Source organism: uncultured Winogradskyella sp., from assembly GCF_937958655.1.
Lineage (GTDB): Bacteria > Bacteroidota > Bacteroidia > Flavobacteriales > Flavobacteriaceae > Winogradskyella.
This window is the reverse complement of the sequence record NZ_CALGNH010000027.1, coordinates 1-16,152: the sequence shown is the minus strand read 5'-3', so window position 1 is coordinate 16,152 and position 16,152 is coordinate 1. Positions and strand designations below refer to the sequence as shown.

The window sequence follows — 16,152 nt, the reverse complement described above, 5'->3', positions numbered from 1 at the left end:
TTCAACATCAATAAATATACTGTCTGTGTCTAAAGTTTTTTGTAACCTACTACCTTTTCTATTTAGCCTAGTGCTTAATCTACTAATTGCAGTGTTTACCTCATTAAAATGTGAAATATCGAGTAACGATAGTTTCTTACTTAGGATTATTTGTGTTTCGTCGGATGTTTCGAGATTAACCTGGGCGTCGTCCTTTTCACAAGACCAAACACAAGCCAATAAAAGTGCTGCCATGCAAAGCATAGCATTTAAAAATCTGTTTTTCATTATTTATATTGATTTAATGGTACACACTTGTATCCATTAATCAGTCTTATGAGGGATACTTAAAATTAATTAAGATTTTAATACTAACGAAAAACTCAATTGTTAAATTGTAGGAAAAATATAAAATTTGATTACGGTTTTTCCGTAAATGAATTATAAAATGATTTTATCTTAAAATCTATAGCCTATAGTAACACCCAATTTTCCAACAAAGTCGTTATTAAAATCACTAGTAATTAAATTTCTACCAACTCCTAAACTAAGTTCGCCAATTAAGCCACTTTTAGTGTACCATTTACCACCTACACCTATACCAAGTGCAAAATTAGTTTCCTTTTCGCGTTGAGTTCTAGTAATGTCACCTTGATTATTAAAAAACGTGATTTCATTTAATGTCACCGTGCTTAAAAGTCCAAACCCTTCTAAGAAAAAACCCGAGGAATACTTATTTCCAAAGTACATTCTGTAATATGGTGATAGATAAAAGTCTATATCATCCTTTATCTCTTCATCGTAAGGGATAAATACCTCCAAACCTAAACCGGATTCTTCATTTAATAAATATTCATAGCTTACGTTAAAAGCACCCACTACCATAAAAAGTGCGTTTAACTTAATTTCACTCGTAGGATTATCAATTGAGTCTTTATCGATAGTGTCTTGTGCACTGACATTTAAAAAAGAACATACAAATAGTAATACAATAATTGATTTTTTCATAAATGATTTAATGAATTCAGTTTTTCTATTATACAATAATACCAATAGATCATTAGATTTTAAATAGGTTAAGTAAAAAATTGTTTTTATTTTAAGGTTACAGCAATAAAATCAACTCAATCTTAAAAAGAATTTCTATTTTTAGAAACCTAAATAGCCCAAATGAATACGAGTTTTACTATTTCAATATTTATTTTATTCTGCAGTTTATATACCGTTAATGCTCAAATTAATTTTGAAGATACTAGCATTGCTCGAGATATAGATTTTACATGCGGATATACACCCATTGGCAATGGTGTTTCTTTTTATGATTTTGATCACGACGGTTGGGATGATATTTCGTTTACAACTGAAGATGGCCAATTACCTAAATTCTATAAAAATATAAGTGGTCAATTTTTTGTGCCTATTACTTTAAATATTGGTATGGTTAACTATAGGACAAAACAAATTAATTGGGTAGATTTTGATAATGATGGTGATAGCGATTTGTTTTTAACAAGCAACACAAATGGTAATCGATTATTTAAAAATACGGGTAATTTATCCTTTGAGGATATTACAGTACCTTCTGGTTTACCAGTTACTAATTTTTTAACCTCTGGTGCGTCTTGGGGAGATTATAATAATGACGGGTTTTTAGATGTTTTTATTTGTAATAGAGATTTTTCTATAAGTACATCTACCCCAAATTACCTTTTTAAAAATAACGGAGATGGTACTTTTACTGATGTCTCTGAGGTTGCAGGTATAGATCGCTTAAAGCATTTATCATTTTGTTCTGCATGGTTAGATATTAATAATGATGGTTGGCAAGATATATATATTGCCAATGACAAATCTGCGCAACCGTTTCATAGAAATCAACTTTACAAAAATAATGGTGACGGCACCTTTACAGAAATTGGCGCATCATCTGGTACTAATGCTTTAATTGATGCTATGACGGTGACGGTTGGAGACTATAACGCAGATGGCTGGTTTGATATCTATGTTACTGATCTTGAAACAAGCATATTTTTTAAGAATAATGGTGACGAGACATTTACAGATATAGCTGCATTAACAGGGACTGAATTTAATAGCACAGGATGGGGATCTATTTTTTTAGATGCCGATAATGATGCTTATTTAGATTTATACGTTAGCGGAACTAACGTTAATACGCCAAACGTACTTTCGGCAGCATTCTATGAAAACTTAGGTAATGACAACTTTCAAATCCCAAATAATGCAGGATTTCAAAATGATGATCGTTATAGTTATTCTAATGCCATTGGAGATATTAATAATGATGGACTTGTTGACTTTGTAGTAACCAATAACAATGATCAAGATATATTTTTATGGGAAAATAAAAACTTAGAAAATAATAATTGGATTAAAGTTAAGTTGCAAGGCACTACAAGTAACAGAGACGGCATAGGTAGTGTAATAGAATTATCCTCTAATGGACAAGTGCAATATAGATATACACATTGTGGAGAAGGCTTTTTAGCCCAAAATTCGGCCTCTGAATTTATGGGAATAGGTGCAAATACCTCCATAGACTACATAAAGGTGAAATGGCTAAGTGGTATAGAAGATGTTATAAGTAATCCTTCCATAAATGAACAAATTACAATTGTTGAAGGATCTAGTCTCAGCATTAACACAGTTGATATGGCTTCTGTTAAACTATTTCCTAATCCGGTTAAAGATGTTATAAACTTAACCTCTAAATCAGCTATTAACGACATTGAAGTTTTTAATATTTTACAACAATCCGTACACAAAATTAAGGCCATTAATGAACCAGAAATTAGTATTAACACAACAGCACTAAAACCAGGTTTATATTATATAGTTGTAAAAACAAATACCACTAAAACAACCCGAAAATTTATTAAAAAATAAGCCTCTAAAAATAAGCTTTTAGTTGAATTGTACCTGTATGGATCACCCGAGAGCTTTCTGTTTTTCGCCCGAAATAATTGAGGTTTAAATCTAAGAACTTGGTTAATTTTTTTTGCGCTAATAAACTCCAAGTAAAATTATTACCAGGTTGAAGCCCTTCTAGTATTTGAAACCCTACAGGTGTGTTAGGGTTTCCTTCATATGTATTTTCAAAGTAATTAAACTCACCTGTTAAAGCAATAGTTGCGGCTTTATTGTAAGTAAAAGAAAAACCATAATTATTTTGAGTTAAAGCTTCTAAACTCCCTATAGTATTCTTTTTAGAAGTGTATTGATAAAAGACATCAAACTGCGCATTTTCATTAAACACATACGATAGTTTTGGCTGAAAACGTTCTTCTTTAATATTAAAATTACGGTTGGCGAAGTTTTCGCTTAAACTCTCATCCGTCTCAAAATTTGCTAAAACATTTGTGAGCCAATTAGTGGCAAATTTATGATTAAAATTTAACTGATGATTAGTGAGTTTATTTTCCTGAAACCCTATAGATAACAAGTTTCGATTTGTATTTGTTAAAAAGGTATAAGACGTTGTATAGCGTTGTTTACCTCTATTGTAAAACAAAACATTTCTAATACTATTATTTAAAGCCAGCTGATTGTCTGTATCCTCTTTAAAAGGATTAAGATTAAAATTATTGCCATTACGTCGTACTCTTCTATCTACCAAATAAGACGTTTGGTTGTAAAAATGAGAAAAGAACTTTTCGGTTTTATTTTTAGATGTACTCCATTGAATTGGATTAAGTGTAATCGTTTGGCTTAATCGATTTTGGTGTGTTCTTATGAAAACCTGATTAGGCAATAAAACCCGTATGTAATTACCTTGGTCGGCAAACTGAGCCAATTCAAATTCATTGAGTTCTTGTATACCATTTTCGTTATAATCTATCCAAGTATAGGCACCTTGGCCTGCTTCTACCTCAACGTATGTAAAATCTTGTTGTGGTAGTGTACCAGAATTAGTTTCAAATCCTGTATTTAAAACAATCCCATTATTGAATAATTTCTGGCTAAAGTTTAAACGACTATTTAAACTTTGTTCGTCTTCAGTGGTCTCATCTTCAGCCTTTAAATCTCTGTAATTAAGAAAGAGCTGAAGATTGGTGTTTTTATTCTGTATAAGGCGTGATTTTAAATAATACGTGTTTGAGCTATTTACGCGCTCCACTAAATTATTGCGTAAACTATCATTAAAACGCCTAATATAGCCTACTTCTGTATAGATTTTGGTGCTATCACCCATACCTACAAAAGCTTCATAAGCCTTAAAACTTTGGCTCAATGGAGTTAAGGAATCGGTAGCTACAACACGTTGCTTATTGTCCTCTAAACCAAATTTGACTCCTGCCCATTTATTTCCTTTTCCATAAACAACTCTATTAAAAGAACGTAAAAATGTAGAGCGATTAATGGTACTTTCGCTATCTAAAAAACTAGAATTTGAAAATATCCTAAAATCACCCAATCTTAAATTTGAAGTTACATTGTGTCGGCTACCATTAAAAGTATTGGCATAATCTAAATATTCAAAATTATAAGTTGCAGTCCCTTTTTTAGAATGTGATAATTGCAAACCAGAGGTTAATAATACCTGATCGCCAAAATTAAAATTACCTTGATTGTCTCTAGAGTCGTTATCTAAGTTCCAATCTCTACTAAACTCGGCCCTATAAAGCCGTTGAATTGTTCTAAAATTCTCTTGTATAAAGTCAGCATCTATAAGGGCAGATAAATTCCATAAACTATCCGTTTGTATTAGTTTTTGATTGATACGTAGCTTAGCTGCAAAACCGTCATTGTTACCGTCATCGACACTAGAAAAGAGATTTAGGTCATTCTTACTTCCTGCCATTTCAAAAATCACATCTGTTTTATCTGTTGGTTTATAACTCCCATTTAAAACCGCTATTTGCAGACGCTCTGGTGCTACTAATTGAGTAATAGGTTCATAATTTCCCTGAGGGACTCCTTCAATTGGTGTAACATACTCAAAAATATTAGACACCGCATTGTCGTTACTAAGCACATAGTTTCCTTGATTGGCACCAACTAATGTAAATCTTACGCTAAATAAATCGTCTTCTGGGTTTTGAGAAAACACAAATACTTGTTCTCCATTAATAACATCTTGTCTGTAAAGAATTCTATTTTCTGAAAACGCTTCTTGTGTTGCCGAAGGCGCAACCATTAAACTTTGATCATCACCTGCTTCTGCTAAAATCTGAGTTTGTTCAGTAGACAAATTTTGTTGTAATGGTTGGTTTTTAGCATCGCTTTCAGAATATATAGATACATTTAAACTTAGAGTTTTAGACTTGTAACTACTTCCTCCAAAGGCTGTAAACCTAGAATAATTGCGTTCGCTAAATTGATAATCTACCGTTATTCGCATCTCTGAGGTTATAGGATAGGTAGAGTTAAAAATAATTTCACCAGCGTTATAATCTATAATATAATCTCTATTCTCTCCGCGTTCTAAGGGTACACCATTAACATAAACAGTTTCACTTCCTGAAACGATTAATATAAAAAGTTCATTATTTGGCCCTCTCAATTTATAAGGCCCTTGGTTACCCTCTTGGGCTGTAAATTGTGTTGTTGTAAACTGACCTCTTACCAGTGCTCCTGCAGCATAAACCTTTGTTTTATCACTTAAGTTTGCATTAACCATAAGGCCTTGCACACGCTTAGAAAAATTAGCAAAATAGCTATTGGTATTTTCCAAATCAATATCACCTGCTCTTATGTTCCAATTGTCGCTAAACAATTCAATAAACACTTGGTCAAACTCATCTAGTCTTTGAGAATAGCCACTTTCTTGCAGCGGAATATTAGCATCTTGTATAGAGGCTCTTAAGGATACTTTGTCGCTTAACTTTCCTGAAATTTGTAAATCGAGCTCACTATTTAATACTGAGTTTTGATTATTACCAATAGTAACACCACGCGAAATACTACCTGATGTCGTTAAACCATCAAAAGGTGTAAACGTATTGTTTTTTGGTGTTTGCCGCAATCGGTATAAAGCTTCAGAATTAGAAGATGACCGATCTACTATAACAGTGTCATCTAATTGCTTATAAACTTTTGTAAGAAAATCTGGATAACGGAAATATTCAATTTGAATAGTATCTAAATTAATAGGCCCTCTAAACTTTAAAATAGCCTTTCTAAAATCAATAGAATACTTTGAAGAATCTAATAGCCTTCCAAACTTAGTTTTAACTATAAATTTTGAAGGATTAATGCTTACCGAATCAATTATAATTGAATCTGCTACCGCAACTCGCTTTTTACTATAACTACCTAATTTCTCTTGGGAATTACCCAAAAAAGGACTAAGTAATAAAAGAAAAAGTAAAGCTTTGTTCATGTAGAATAATAACTGTTTAAAGCATAAAATATTTTATTACTAAAAAGACTTAAAACAAGTATTTCTTATTAGATATTATGTATTAGTTAGAATAATTGAATGCAGTACCAATTCAAAAAAATCGCTGAAAAACATAAACCACGGATAAAGTGCAAAAATAGAGCAAAATTTAATAAGTAAAATACGTAATGTTACGTATATATTTAAATTCTTATTTCTGTATATTCATCTCAAATTATAACAATAAATTATTTAAAAAATAAGATCTATACTTTAAAGTTTTTAGTGTAGCCTTAAATTCTATTTTAATATGAAACAAAAAATATTTAAATTAAAATTACTACCATCAGTGTTATTACTCTTCATTTTATATGGTTGTCAAAGGGATACTATAGCGCAAGATACGCTACAGAAGAACCTAATAACCAAAAAAAGGGTTTACCAAAATGATATTACAAAAAACACAAAAGTAAAAGACTTTATAGATTCAATTGATCAAAAAATCATACAGAAATCTCAGGATAATAGAACCCATAGTTTTAATGTCCTTACCGATGAGGCAATTTATATTGAAAAAGAGAATTACCACTCTTATACCTTCTTAATTCAAAGACCAAACGTAAACGGTTTGTTAGAGAATCTAGTATTAAGCTCAATCGATAATGGGGCGTATAAAGCAACAATTATTCAATATGCTTTAGATTCGTTGAGTGAGATAGACCACATGCAACAACCAAACCTAATACCCTTAGAGAATTTTAATGTTGATAATTTACTCGCTAAAGATATATATACCTGCCAAGACGGTGAAATTACAATTGGCTTTGCTTACATTGGTAATGCAGATGGTATTTTATATGAGGAGGCTGGTGATTGTATTAATGCCAATTCTAATGCTGGCTGTGATACTATTCGTTATTGGATACCCTGCCATACCAATGAAACCATAGATGAAGAGGACAACTCTAGTGGTGGCTCTAATGATGCTGATGACGGTAACAATAGCGGCAATAATGGTAATAGTGATGGTAATGATAGTGATGACGGAAATACCGTTGGCGGTGGTGGAAGCTCAGGCAACAACGACGATGGCTCACAAAATAACGATAACGAGGATAACGATGACTCAAATAACACGGATAATTGTTTTATGAACAACGATAGTAGCTGCAGCAATGAAATAACCTCACCCGTACAAGAGAGGACAGATAAAAAAAACTGCAACCAACTAAACAAACTATTAGAAGATTACCCAGTTTCTCCACCATTAAAATCACCAAGAGCAGCTATAGTGGACTTAAAGAATAAACTCAGCTCAAACAATGAAGAAGGCTATAGCTTTGTAAGTTTATCCAATAGTAATCCAAAAGCTGCTCTGGTAACAAATACAAATCCCTACACGATTAATTATAAAAATGCACCCAATGTTTATGGTGGTGCCCATACCCACCAAAACAACAATAAAAAACATCCTATACCCTCTGGTGGAGATATACTAGCGCTGTTGGGCTTTTCGCAGCAGTATAACGGCCCATTTGCAGAACCTTCGTTATTTGAGCATATCACCGTAACAGCACAAGGCGTGTATGCCATAAAAATAGAAGACATGCAAAAGTTCTTGCAGTTGTTGTCAATATTAAACGATAGGGATGATGCAAACAATGATGGTATCGATGAATTCCTTAATTTTGATGAGGCCTTAGCAACTAAGTACCAAAAATACGATGCCAATGACAATAGCGAGACCATAGCAGGTAGCCCTACGGAATACCAGAGGGAATTCCTTAAATTTATAGCCGATTATGATGGCAATGGGAGTTCCATTGGTATAGCACTATATAAAGCGGACAGTGCGCTAACGCAATGGAACAAACTCACCTTAAATGACAATACAAACATAGTAGAATCAACACCCTGTAACAATTAAAAAGAAAATATCATGAAAAAATATATAACAGTAATTACAATAATAGTTTGTATGCTTTCTTGCAAAGCGCAAAGCCCAATTATTCCACTTGGCGACAGAGATGTACCAGACAACTTAAACGGCGTTTATTTTAAAGATGTCAATAATGAGTTGGATAAGTTTATAGGTACTTGGGTTTATCAAAATGGTGACACATCATTGACTATTGAATTAATGAAAAAAATACAAGTCTTTAACGGAAGATGGTATGTTGACGAATTACTAGGCGAATATAAATATATTGAAAATGGAACTGAACTCATTAATTATCTACCAAGACTTACTGACCCAGATATAAATGATCAACAACATTCCATAAGTGGAAACAAAGTAGTTTTTCCACTTAACAGCCCAATATGCACAGATTGCAACCCCACGGAAAAGCGCTTTATATTGTATTTTAGAGATTACACAAGACGTTATCTCAATACCGAAATATTAGTACAGCACCTAGAGGATAACGGTTTAGAAAAGATAAAAATCTTTGTTCAAGGTAATGGCCCTGTACTTTTACCAGAAGGTGCACCCGAGACTCCAACGGTGCCCTATGGTGAATATATTTTGATTAAACAATAGTTATAATTATCATAAATACTGTATCTAAGTCCTGCTAAAACAGGACTTTTTTTAATTTAGCTCATATTAAAAATCATAGTATGAAAATAGCATCGTATAACGTCAATGGCATTAGAGCTGCCGTAAATAAAGGTTTTATAGATTGGTTAAAAGCAACAGATCCAGATATTATTTGTCTTCAAGAAATTAAAGCTATGAAGGAACAACTAAATCTAGAGCTTTTTGAAGAGGCTGGCTACCAATATAATTACTGGTTTAGTGCTCAAAAAAAAGGCTATAGTGGTGTTGCCATTTTGTGCAAAAGCAAGCCCAATCATATAGAATTTGGTACTGGTATAGAATCTATGGATTTTGAAGGACGAAACCTTAGAGTAGATTATGATAAAGTCTCTGTTATGAGTATGTATTTACCATCTGGCACAAACGATGCCAGATTAGCTCATAAATTTGAGTATATGGACTTAATCCATGCGTATTTAAACACACTTAGAAAAGAAAAACCAAATCTTGTAGTTTGCGGAGATTACAATATTTGTCATGAGGCAATTGATATTCATAATCCAAAAATGAAAGGAGTGTCTGGCTTTTTACCCGAAGAACGCGCATGGTTAGGTAATTTTATTGATAGTGGTTTTACAGATAGTTATCGTTATTTACACCCAGAAAAACAAGAATTTTCATGGTGGAGCTACCGTGCAAATGCTAGAGCCAACAATAAAGGTTGGAGACTAGATTACGCCATGGTAAGCGCACCTTTACAAGAAAAAATAAAAAGAAGCGTTATACTTACCGAAGCAGTACATAGTGATCATTGTCCTGTTTTATTAGAGCTCGATATTTAAAGCATTAAAACTTTATAATGAATAATACCCCTAAAGTCCCCTCAAGGCGACAATCCAAAAAATTTGAATCGTGCAATTGTCCCCTTGAGGAGACTTTGGGGTTGTAGCAAAAATTAAAAAACAAATATGATTAAAAAAATTTCTTTAGTAGCATTAATACTAACCTTATGCACCTCTTGTGTATCAAAGAAAATATATACAGATTTAGAGAACAAATACAGTAACCTTAAAAAAGAAAACAGAGCCTTGTCTGATGAAGTAGAGACCTTATCAGATCAAAAAAATCAGGCTTTAAATGATTTAACACAACTTACAAAACAATACGAATCCGCAGTTGAAGATTTAAATCAAACTAAATCTGAATTAGCTGCCACAAAATCAAACCTAGATAATTTAAAAGCGTCCTACGAAGCCTTAGAAAAGAATAGCTCAGCTGAAATTTCTAAGAACTCTAAAAAGAATCGTGAGCTTTTAGCACAGCTAGAAGCCAAAGAACAAGCACTTGCAGCAGAAAATGAACGTCTTATTAAGCTTAAAAAAGAACTAGAAAATCGTTCTAACCGTGTGGCCGAATTAGAAAATGTAATTGCAGCCAAAGATGCCAATATGCGTGCTCTAAAAAATGCGATTTCTAAAGCACTTACCAATTTTGAAGGTAAAGGCTTAACCGTAAAGCAACGTAATGGAAAAGTTTATGTTTCTATGGAAAACAAATTGTTATTTCAATCTGGTAGTTGGGCCATAGGCACAGAAGGCCGTAAAGCTGTACAACAATTAGGAGGTGTACTGGCAGAAAACCCTGAGATTGCTATATTAATAGAAGGTCATACAGACGACGTTCCTTATAAAGGTAATGCCCAGCTAAGTGGCAATTGGGATTTATCGACTAAGCGCGCTACAGCAATCGTAAATATTCTTAGAGAAAACACAGAAATTAATCCTGAAAATTTAACTGCTGCCGGACGTGGTGAATATGCACCAATAGCATCTAATTCTACAGCCGAAGGTAAAGCTAAAAATAGACGTATTGAAGTTATTTTAACACCTAAATTAGATGAGATTTCTAAGTTGTTAAATGATCTATAATTAAGAATAGCATAAAGCACAAAGCGACGCAATCTTATCAATTAAAAACCTTAACAAAGTTTTAGACCTTTCATAACTTAAGAACATGAAAGGTCTTATTACTTTTGCTGTAAATTGATGAGATCCTGAAACAAGTTCAGGATGACAAATTAAAATTTGCCATGAAATATACAACATTGCCGCACACCGACATTAAAGTAAGTAAAATATGCCTTGGCACCATGACTTGGGGCAACCAAAACACTCAAAATGAAGGTTTTGCTCAAATGGATCTTGCACTCGATAAAGGCGTAAATTTTTTTGATGTTGCTGAGTTATATCCAGTACCTGCAAGTGCAGAAACATACGCTGAAACCGAACGTATTATTGGTAACTGGTTTAACAAAACAGGTAATAGAGATAAAGTGGTTTTAGCGACTAAAATTGCTGGGCCTGGTGATTACACAGCACATATTAGAACCACAGGATTTAGTAAAGACGCATTGCACGAAGCGGTTGATAATAGCCTAAAACGTTTACAGACCGATTATATAGACCTTTATCAATTACATTGGCCAGAGCGCCAAACCAATACATTTGGAGTAAGAGATTATACGCATAACCCTGACGATAAATGGGAAGATAATTTTAATGAAATTTTACATAATCTTGATGAAATTGTAAAATCTGGAAAAATTAGACAAGTCGGCTTATCTAATGAAAAAGCTTGGGGAACTATGCGTTATTTAGAGGAATCTAAGTATAACAACTTACCTCGAATGATAACGATCCAAAATGCCTATTCCTTATTATGCAGACCGTTTGAGGGCGATTTAGCAGAGGTAGCTCATAGAGAAGATATTGGTTTACTAGCTTATTCACCAATGGCTTTTGGTGTATTATCTGGTAAATACATAAAAGGAACAGCGGCAGATAATGCAAGGCTTAAGTTATTTCCTCGTTTTGCAAGATACAGTGGAGAACAAGCTACAGAAGCAACCAAGCGCTATCTAAAAATAGCTGAAGATAACAGTATGACTTTAGCACAAATGTCACTAGCATTTGTTAATAACAGACCTTTTGTAACCAGCAATATTATTGGTGCTACAAATCTTTCACAACTCGAAGAAAATATAGATAGTATTACTATTTCATTATCAGAAAATGTAATGAAAGCTATAAATGAGGTACATGCTGAAATCCCTAATCCAGCACCTTAATTTCCATAGTATAATTAAAAACAAAAAGCCCAACTGAGATTTCAGCTGGGCTTTTTCAATAGATATTAATTGATTTTGTTACCATCTTTATCAAAAAAATGGTATTCAAGATATGTGTAAGCATCTCTGGGTAAAACTTTTACCCACTTTTTGTGTTCTAAGAACCATTTGGTTCTTACTGATGGATACCCTTTTGTTAAAAAGGCTGCTATAAAAGGATGTGCATTTAAGGTTATTTTTTTATAGTCTTTTTTAAGAATCCTATCTAAGTCTTGCTTTATACGTTGTACAACTTTAATTGGCGCTTCAATTTCGTCACCACCTACAAGATTAGGATTTTCTTCTTTAGTTTTAATATTGCGCTCTGGCCTAACGCGTTGTCTGGTAATCTGTACTAAACCAAACTTACTCGGCGGCAATATCTTGTGCTTTGCTTTGTCGTCTTTCATCTCATCTCTGAGAAAGTTGTAAAGTTTTTTACGGTTCTCTGCACGTGACATATCAATAAAATCGATAACGATAATGCCACCCATATCACGTAGTCGTAATTGTCTGGCAATTTCTGCAGCAGAGATCATGTTTACTTCCAAAGCTGTTGCTTCTTGGCTTTTTTCTTTGTTAGAACGGTTACCACTATTTACATCTATAACATGCATAGCTTCGGTATGTTCTATAACAAAGTAAGCGCCTTTAGCCATTGAGACCGTTTTACCAAATGATGTTTTAATTTGGCGTTCTATACCAAATTTTTCAAATATTGGTATACCGTTTTTGTAATACTTTACAATAGACTCTTTCTTCGGTGCAATTTGTTGCACGTAATCTTTTACTTGTATATACAATTCTTCATCATCTACAATAATACCAGAGAATGAATCATTAAATATATCTCTCAAAATTGAGGATGCTTTATTCATTTCCCCTAATACTTTTGTAGGGTGATGTGCTTTGTACAATTTTTTACACATTGCTGTCCATCTTGTCAGCAAATTCTGTAAATCACTATCTAACTCAGCAACTTTTTTTCCTTCAGCAACTGTGCGTATAATTACACCAAATCCCTTAGGTGTGATACTTTTAACTAGTCTTTTTAAGCGTTCTTTTTCTTCTTGAGATTCGATTTTTTGAGAAATCGAAATACGATTAGAAAAAGGGACTAAGACAATGTATCGCCCTGCAATAGATAGTTCTGAACTAATGCGAGGCCCTTTTGTGGATATCGGCTCTTTTACGACTTGTACTAAAATGGATTGATTAGACTTTAGAGCATTTGAAATGCTTCCGTTTTTATCTAAATCCTTTTCAAAAGGAAAGTCTTTGAGCGTATAATCTCTTAATTTTCCTGTGCTTACACGTTTAATGAATTTTAAAAGTGAAGGTAATTTTGGACCTAAATCATGATAGTGTAAAAAACCATCTTTTTCGTAGCCTACGTTAACGAAAGCTGCGTTTAGACCTGGTAATGCTTTACGGATTTTGGCTATAAAAATATCTCCAACCGCAAAGTTATTATCATCTTCATCTTTATGTAATTCAATAAGTTTTCCATCTTTTAATAATGCAAAATCAACAATATCTGAACTTGATCTTACGATTAACTCTTTGTTCATAATGTTAATTTGTATCCCAATATTTATCAGGATGGATTTTTACTAAATTTTTTGACACAGAAATTTCCCATTATGGGAACTTCCAACAAATTTGAGGTGTACTCTATTACATACACCTAAATTCTATATCAAAGAACGTCTCTTTAAAACTGAAAAAAGTAGTTTTTTAAACTACTTTTTCAGCTTATTTCTTTTTGTGACGATTAGCGCGTCTACGTTTTTTACGCTTATGCGTCGCTACCTTGTGTCTTTTTCTCTTTTTACCACTTGGCATAATTAATAATGCTTTTTAAATTAATATTTTTTTTAAATGCTTTTAGTTAACTACAACATTAGATTTTACACCTTCTAAAAAAACTTTAGCAGGCTTAAAAGCTGGTATGTTGTGAGCTGGTATTTTAATCGTTGTATTTTTTGAAATATTACGACCTGTTTTTTCAGCTCTAGTTTTTATAATAAAACTTCCGAAACCTCTTAAATAAACGTTATCACCACTCTCTAGAGATGATTTCACTTCTTCCATAAAAGTTTCTACTGTAGCCTGTACATCACCTTTCTCTATGCCTAATTTATCAGAGATTTTAGCTACCAAATCGGCTTTTGTCATTGTTATTAGTTTTAGGGTTACTATAAATTCTAAGGGATGCAAATATATGTAATTTAATTTCAATATTTCAAGCGTAATTAATTAAAATTTAATGGGATAAAGATTTACTTTTGCTCTAAGGCTTTTAAACTCAAATGAATTTTAAAAATACGTTAATTGACTGGTACTCAAAACATAAAAGAGACCTGCCGTGGAGACATACCAATGATCCTTATTTTATTTGGCTATCTGAAATCATTTTACAACAAACCCAAGTTAAACAAGGACTGCCATACTACGAAGCATTTACAAAACAGTATCCCACAATTTTTGACCTCGCAAATGCCTCTGAAGAAGCCGTATTAAAATTATGGCAAGGCCTGGGTTATTACTCTAGAGCAAGGAATCTTCATACCACAGCCAAACACATTGCCTTTGATTTAAAAGGTGAATTTCCAAATAATTATAAAGATCTACTTAGCTTAAAGGGTGTTGGAGACTATACGGCCAGTGCTATTGCATCTATTGCTTTTAATGAAGTTGCTGCTGTGGTAGACGGTAATGTTTACAGAGTTTTATCGCGCTATTTTGGGATAGACATAGCCATTAACTCTACTATTGGTATAAAAACTTTTAAAGCACTTGCCTCCGATTTAATAGATAAAAAACGACCTGCTATCTTTAATCAGGCTATTATGGAATTTGGTGCACGGCAATGCAAGCCAAAAAACCCAGATTGTAATATTTGCCCATTTAATAAGAGTTGTGTAGCCTTAGAAAAAAATGTTGTTGACATATTACCCGTAAAACTTAAAAAAACAAAGGTTAAAGCTAAATTCTTTAACTTTTTAGTCTGCGTTGACACTAATAAGAATACTATTATAGAACAGCGCATTGGAAAAGGTATTTGGCAAAATCTTTATCAGTTTCCTTTAATTGAATCTAAGCGGAGTCTATCTGCTTCAGAATTTCATCTCCTAAATTTAAAGGATACATTTTTAAGAGATGTTGATTTTGATTTTTGGCTTTACAATACAGAAGATAAGGTTCATAAATTATCGCACCAGCATTTGCATACAAAGTTTTGGATCATAGAAACTAAGCAAGCTCTAAGTACTGCTATTCCGTATGGTGAACTCATTAAGTATCCTGTACCCGTATTAATTAGTGATTTTATTGAGTCCTTTAATTTTAAAGCGCTTTAGGTCTCACAATTTTTTATTAATTTTAAGTGGGTTATCTCAATTTAAGTAAATTTGTAGCTAAAATATATTATTATGTCAGGAACTTTAAATAAAGTTATGCTCATTGGGCATTTAGGGGATGAAGTAAAGATGCATTATTTTGATGATAAAAATTGTGTAGGACGTTTTCCTCTTGCAACCAATGAAACCTATACCAATAAACAAACTAATGAGCGCGTTTCTAATACGGAATGGCATAATATAGTGGTTAGAAATAAAGCAGCTGAAATCTGTGAAAAATATTTAAGTAAGGGAGACAAAGTTTACATTGAAGGTCGCATTAAAACCAGAAAATGGACCGATGATAAAGGTATGGATCGTTACTCTACAGAAATTCAATGTTTAGATTTTACGTTTTTAACCAATAAAAATGAGCAACAAGGTGGTCAGCAAATGCAACAAACGCAAGCGCAACAAGCACCTCAACCTCAACAGCAGTCACAAAATAATGCGGTTACTGATGTGGATGACGACTTGCCATTCTAACTAAATTTTATTGCACTTGGATCCTGAACCCACGGTTTTAATCTTAAATTTAATTAATTACAACACCTCTTTTATCGTTAGCGTTGTATTACTATTAGTATTACTTATTTGTTCAGCGTTAATATCTGGTGCAGAAGTAGCCCTATTTTCCTTAACCAAATCTAATATAGATAAAGGAATTGAAGATAAATCTTCATCAATAAAAATAATAGCCTTATTACTAGAGCGTCCTAAA

At 32.9% G+C, this 16,152-nt stretch carries 14 protein-coding genes; 9 read left to right on the top strand and 5 right to left on the bottom strand.

Going from position 1 to position 16,152, the window contains the following annotated elements; all coding sequences use genetic code 11:
- Together Q0800_RS06035 and Q0800_RS06030 are read right to left on the bottom strand one after the other, a co-directional pair.
- Positions 1 to 267: hypothetical protein (locus Q0800_RS06035; protein WP_299128334.1), on the bottom strand; the 267-nt coding region annotated here is incomplete at its 3' end.
- A gap of 171 nt (positions 268 to 438) precedes the next feature.
- Positions 439 to 987, bottom strand: coding sequence for a DUF3575 domain-containing protein (locus tag Q0800_RS06030; RefSeq protein WP_299128333.1), 549 nt, complete (start codon positions 985 to 987; stop codon positions 439 to 441).
- A 162-nt stretch (positions 988 to 1,149) separates the two neighbouring features.
- On the opposite strand from Q0800_RS06030, the gene Q0800_RS06025 reads away from it, so the two are divergent.
- Positions 1,150 to 2,886 (top strand): FG-GAP-like repeat-containing protein, encoded by a 1,737-nt coding sequence (locus tag Q0800_RS06025; protein ID WP_299128332.1) that lies wholly within the window; start codon positions 1,150 to 1,152, stop codon positions 2,884 to 2,886.
- 4 nt (positions 2,887 to 2,890) lie between these two features.
- Here Q0800_RS06025 and Q0800_RS06020 read toward each other — a convergent pair whose 3' ends face one another.
- Complete coding sequence (locus Q0800_RS06020) at positions 2,891 to 6,322, bottom strand: hypothetical protein (RefSeq protein WP_299128331.1); 3,432 nt, start codon at positions 6,320 to 6,322, stop codon at positions 2,891 to 2,893.
- 310 nt (positions 6,323 to 6,632) lie between these two features.
- Here Q0800_RS06020 and Q0800_RS06015 point away from each other — a divergent pair, with 310 nt between their 5' ends.
- The 5 genes from Q0800_RS06015 to Q0800_RS05995 all read left to right on the top strand — a co-directional run bounded on the left by Q0800_RS06015 (position 6,633) and on the right by Q0800_RS05995 (position 11,991).
- Positions 6,633 to 8,249 (top strand): hypothetical protein, encoded by a 1,617-nt coding sequence (locus Q0800_RS06015; RefSeq protein ID WP_299128330.1) that lies wholly within the window; start codon positions 6,633 to 6,635, stop codon positions 8,247 to 8,249.
- A gap of 12 nt (positions 8,250 to 8,261) precedes the next feature.
- Positions 8,262 to 8,864 carry a DUF6705 family protein gene (locus Q0800_RS06010; protein ID WP_299128329.1) on the top strand — a complete coding sequence of 201 codons (603 nt, stop codon included), beginning with the start codon at positions 8,262 to 8,264 and terminating at the stop codon, positions 8,862 to 8,864.
- Between the two features lie 80 nt (positions 8,865 to 8,944).
- Positions 8,945 to 9,706, top strand: coding sequence for an exodeoxyribonuclease III (locus Q0800_RS06005; RefSeq protein ID WP_299128328.1), 762 nt, complete (start codon positions 8,945 to 8,947; stop codon positions 9,704 to 9,706).
- A 126-nt stretch (positions 9,707 to 9,832) separates the two neighbouring features.
- On the top strand, positions 9,833 to 10,792 hold the full coding sequence (locus Q0800_RS06000; protein ID WP_299128327.1) for an OmpA family protein: 960 nt from the start codon (positions 9,833 to 9,835) through the stop codon (positions 10,790 to 10,792).
- A 161-nt stretch (positions 10,793 to 10,953) separates the two neighbouring features.
- A complete protein-coding gene (locus tag Q0800_RS05995) occupies positions 10,954 to 11,991 on the top strand; it encodes an aldo/keto reductase (protein WP_299128326.1) in 1,038 nt (345 codons plus the stop codon).
- 65 nt (positions 11,992 to 12,056) lie between these two features.
- On the opposite strand, the gene Q0800_RS05990 is transcribed toward Q0800_RS05995, so the two are convergent.
- Complete coding sequence (locus Q0800_RS05990) at positions 12,057 to 13,601, bottom strand: ribonuclease E/G (RefSeq protein WP_299128325.1); 1,545 nt, start codon at positions 13,599 to 13,601, stop codon at positions 12,057 to 12,059.
- A gap of 316 nt (positions 13,602 to 13,917) precedes the next feature.
- Positions 13,918 to 14,208, bottom strand: a complete 291-nt coding sequence (locus tag Q0800_RS05985; RefSeq protein WP_299128324.1) for an HU family DNA-binding protein — start codon at positions 14,206 to 14,208, stop codon at positions 13,918 to 13,920.
- Positions 14,209 to 14,342: 134 nt separating this feature from the next.
- On the opposite strand from Q0800_RS05985, the gene mutY reads away from it, so the two are divergent.
- From mutY to Q0800_RS05970, 3 genes are all read left to right on the top strand, one after another.
- On the top strand, positions 14,343 to 15,392 hold the full coding sequence (mutY, locus tag Q0800_RS05980; protein WP_299128323.1) for an A/G-specific adenine glycosylase: 1,050 nt from the start codon (positions 14,343 to 14,345) through the stop codon (positions 15,390 to 15,392).
- A 72-nt stretch (positions 15,393 to 15,464) separates the two neighbouring features.
- Positions 15,465 to 15,917 carry a single-stranded DNA-binding protein gene (gene ssb, locus Q0800_RS05975; RefSeq protein ID WP_299128322.1) on the top strand — a complete coding sequence of 151 codons (453 nt, stop codon included), beginning with the start codon at positions 15,465 to 15,467 and terminating at the stop codon, positions 15,915 to 15,917.
- Positions 15,918 to 15,927: 10 nt separating this feature from the next.
- Positions 15,928 to 16,152: CNNM domain-containing protein (locus Q0800_RS05970; protein WP_366518834.1), on the top strand; the 225-nt coding region annotated here is incomplete at its 3' end.

Bases quoted from the DNA above. Each gene is read 5' to 3' on its own strand.
- Q0800_RS06030 (WP_299128333.1), bottom strand. From the start codon at position 987: ATGAAAAAATCAATTATTGTATTACTATTTGTATGTTCTTTTTTAAAT.
- Q0800_RS06025 (WP_299128332.1), top strand. From the start codon at position 1,150: ATGAATACGAGTTTTACTATTTCAATATTTATTTTATTCTGCAGTTTA.
- Q0800_RS06020 (WP_299128331.1), bottom strand. From the start codon at position 6,322: ATGAACAAAGCTTTACTTTTTCTTTTATTACTTAGTCCTTTTTTGGGT.
- Q0800_RS06015 (WP_299128330.1), top strand. From the start codon at position 6,633: ATGAAACAAAAAATATTTAAATTAAAATTACTACCATCAGTGTTATTA.
- Q0800_RS06010 (WP_299128329.1), top strand. From the start codon at position 8,262: ATGAAAAAATATATAACAGTAATTACAATAATAGTTTGTATGCTTTCT.
- Q0800_RS06005 (WP_299128328.1), top strand. From the start codon at position 8,945: ATGAAAATAGCATCGTATAACGTCAATGGCATTAGAGCTGCCGTAAAT.
- Q0800_RS06000 (WP_299128327.1), top strand. From the start codon at position 9,833: ATGATTAAAAAAATTTCTTTAGTAGCATTAATACTAACCTTATGCACC.
- Q0800_RS05995 (WP_299128326.1), top strand. From the start codon at position 10,954: ATGAAATATACAACATTGCCGCACACCGACATTAAAGTAAGTAAAATA.
- Q0800_RS05990 (WP_299128325.1), bottom strand. From the start codon at position 13,601: ATGAACAAAGAGTTAATCGTAAGATCAAGTTCAGATATTGTTGATTTT.
- Q0800_RS05985 (WP_299128324.1), bottom strand. From the start codon at position 14,208: ATGACAAAAGCCGATTTGGTAGCTAAAATCTCTGATAAATTAGGCATA.
- mutY (WP_299128323.1), top strand. From the start codon at position 14,343: ATGAATTTTAAAAATACGTTAATTGACTGGTACTCAAAACATAAAAGA.
- ssb (WP_299128322.1), top strand. From the start codon at position 15,465: ATGTCAGGAACTTTAAATAAAGTTATGCTCATTGGGCATTTAGGGGAT.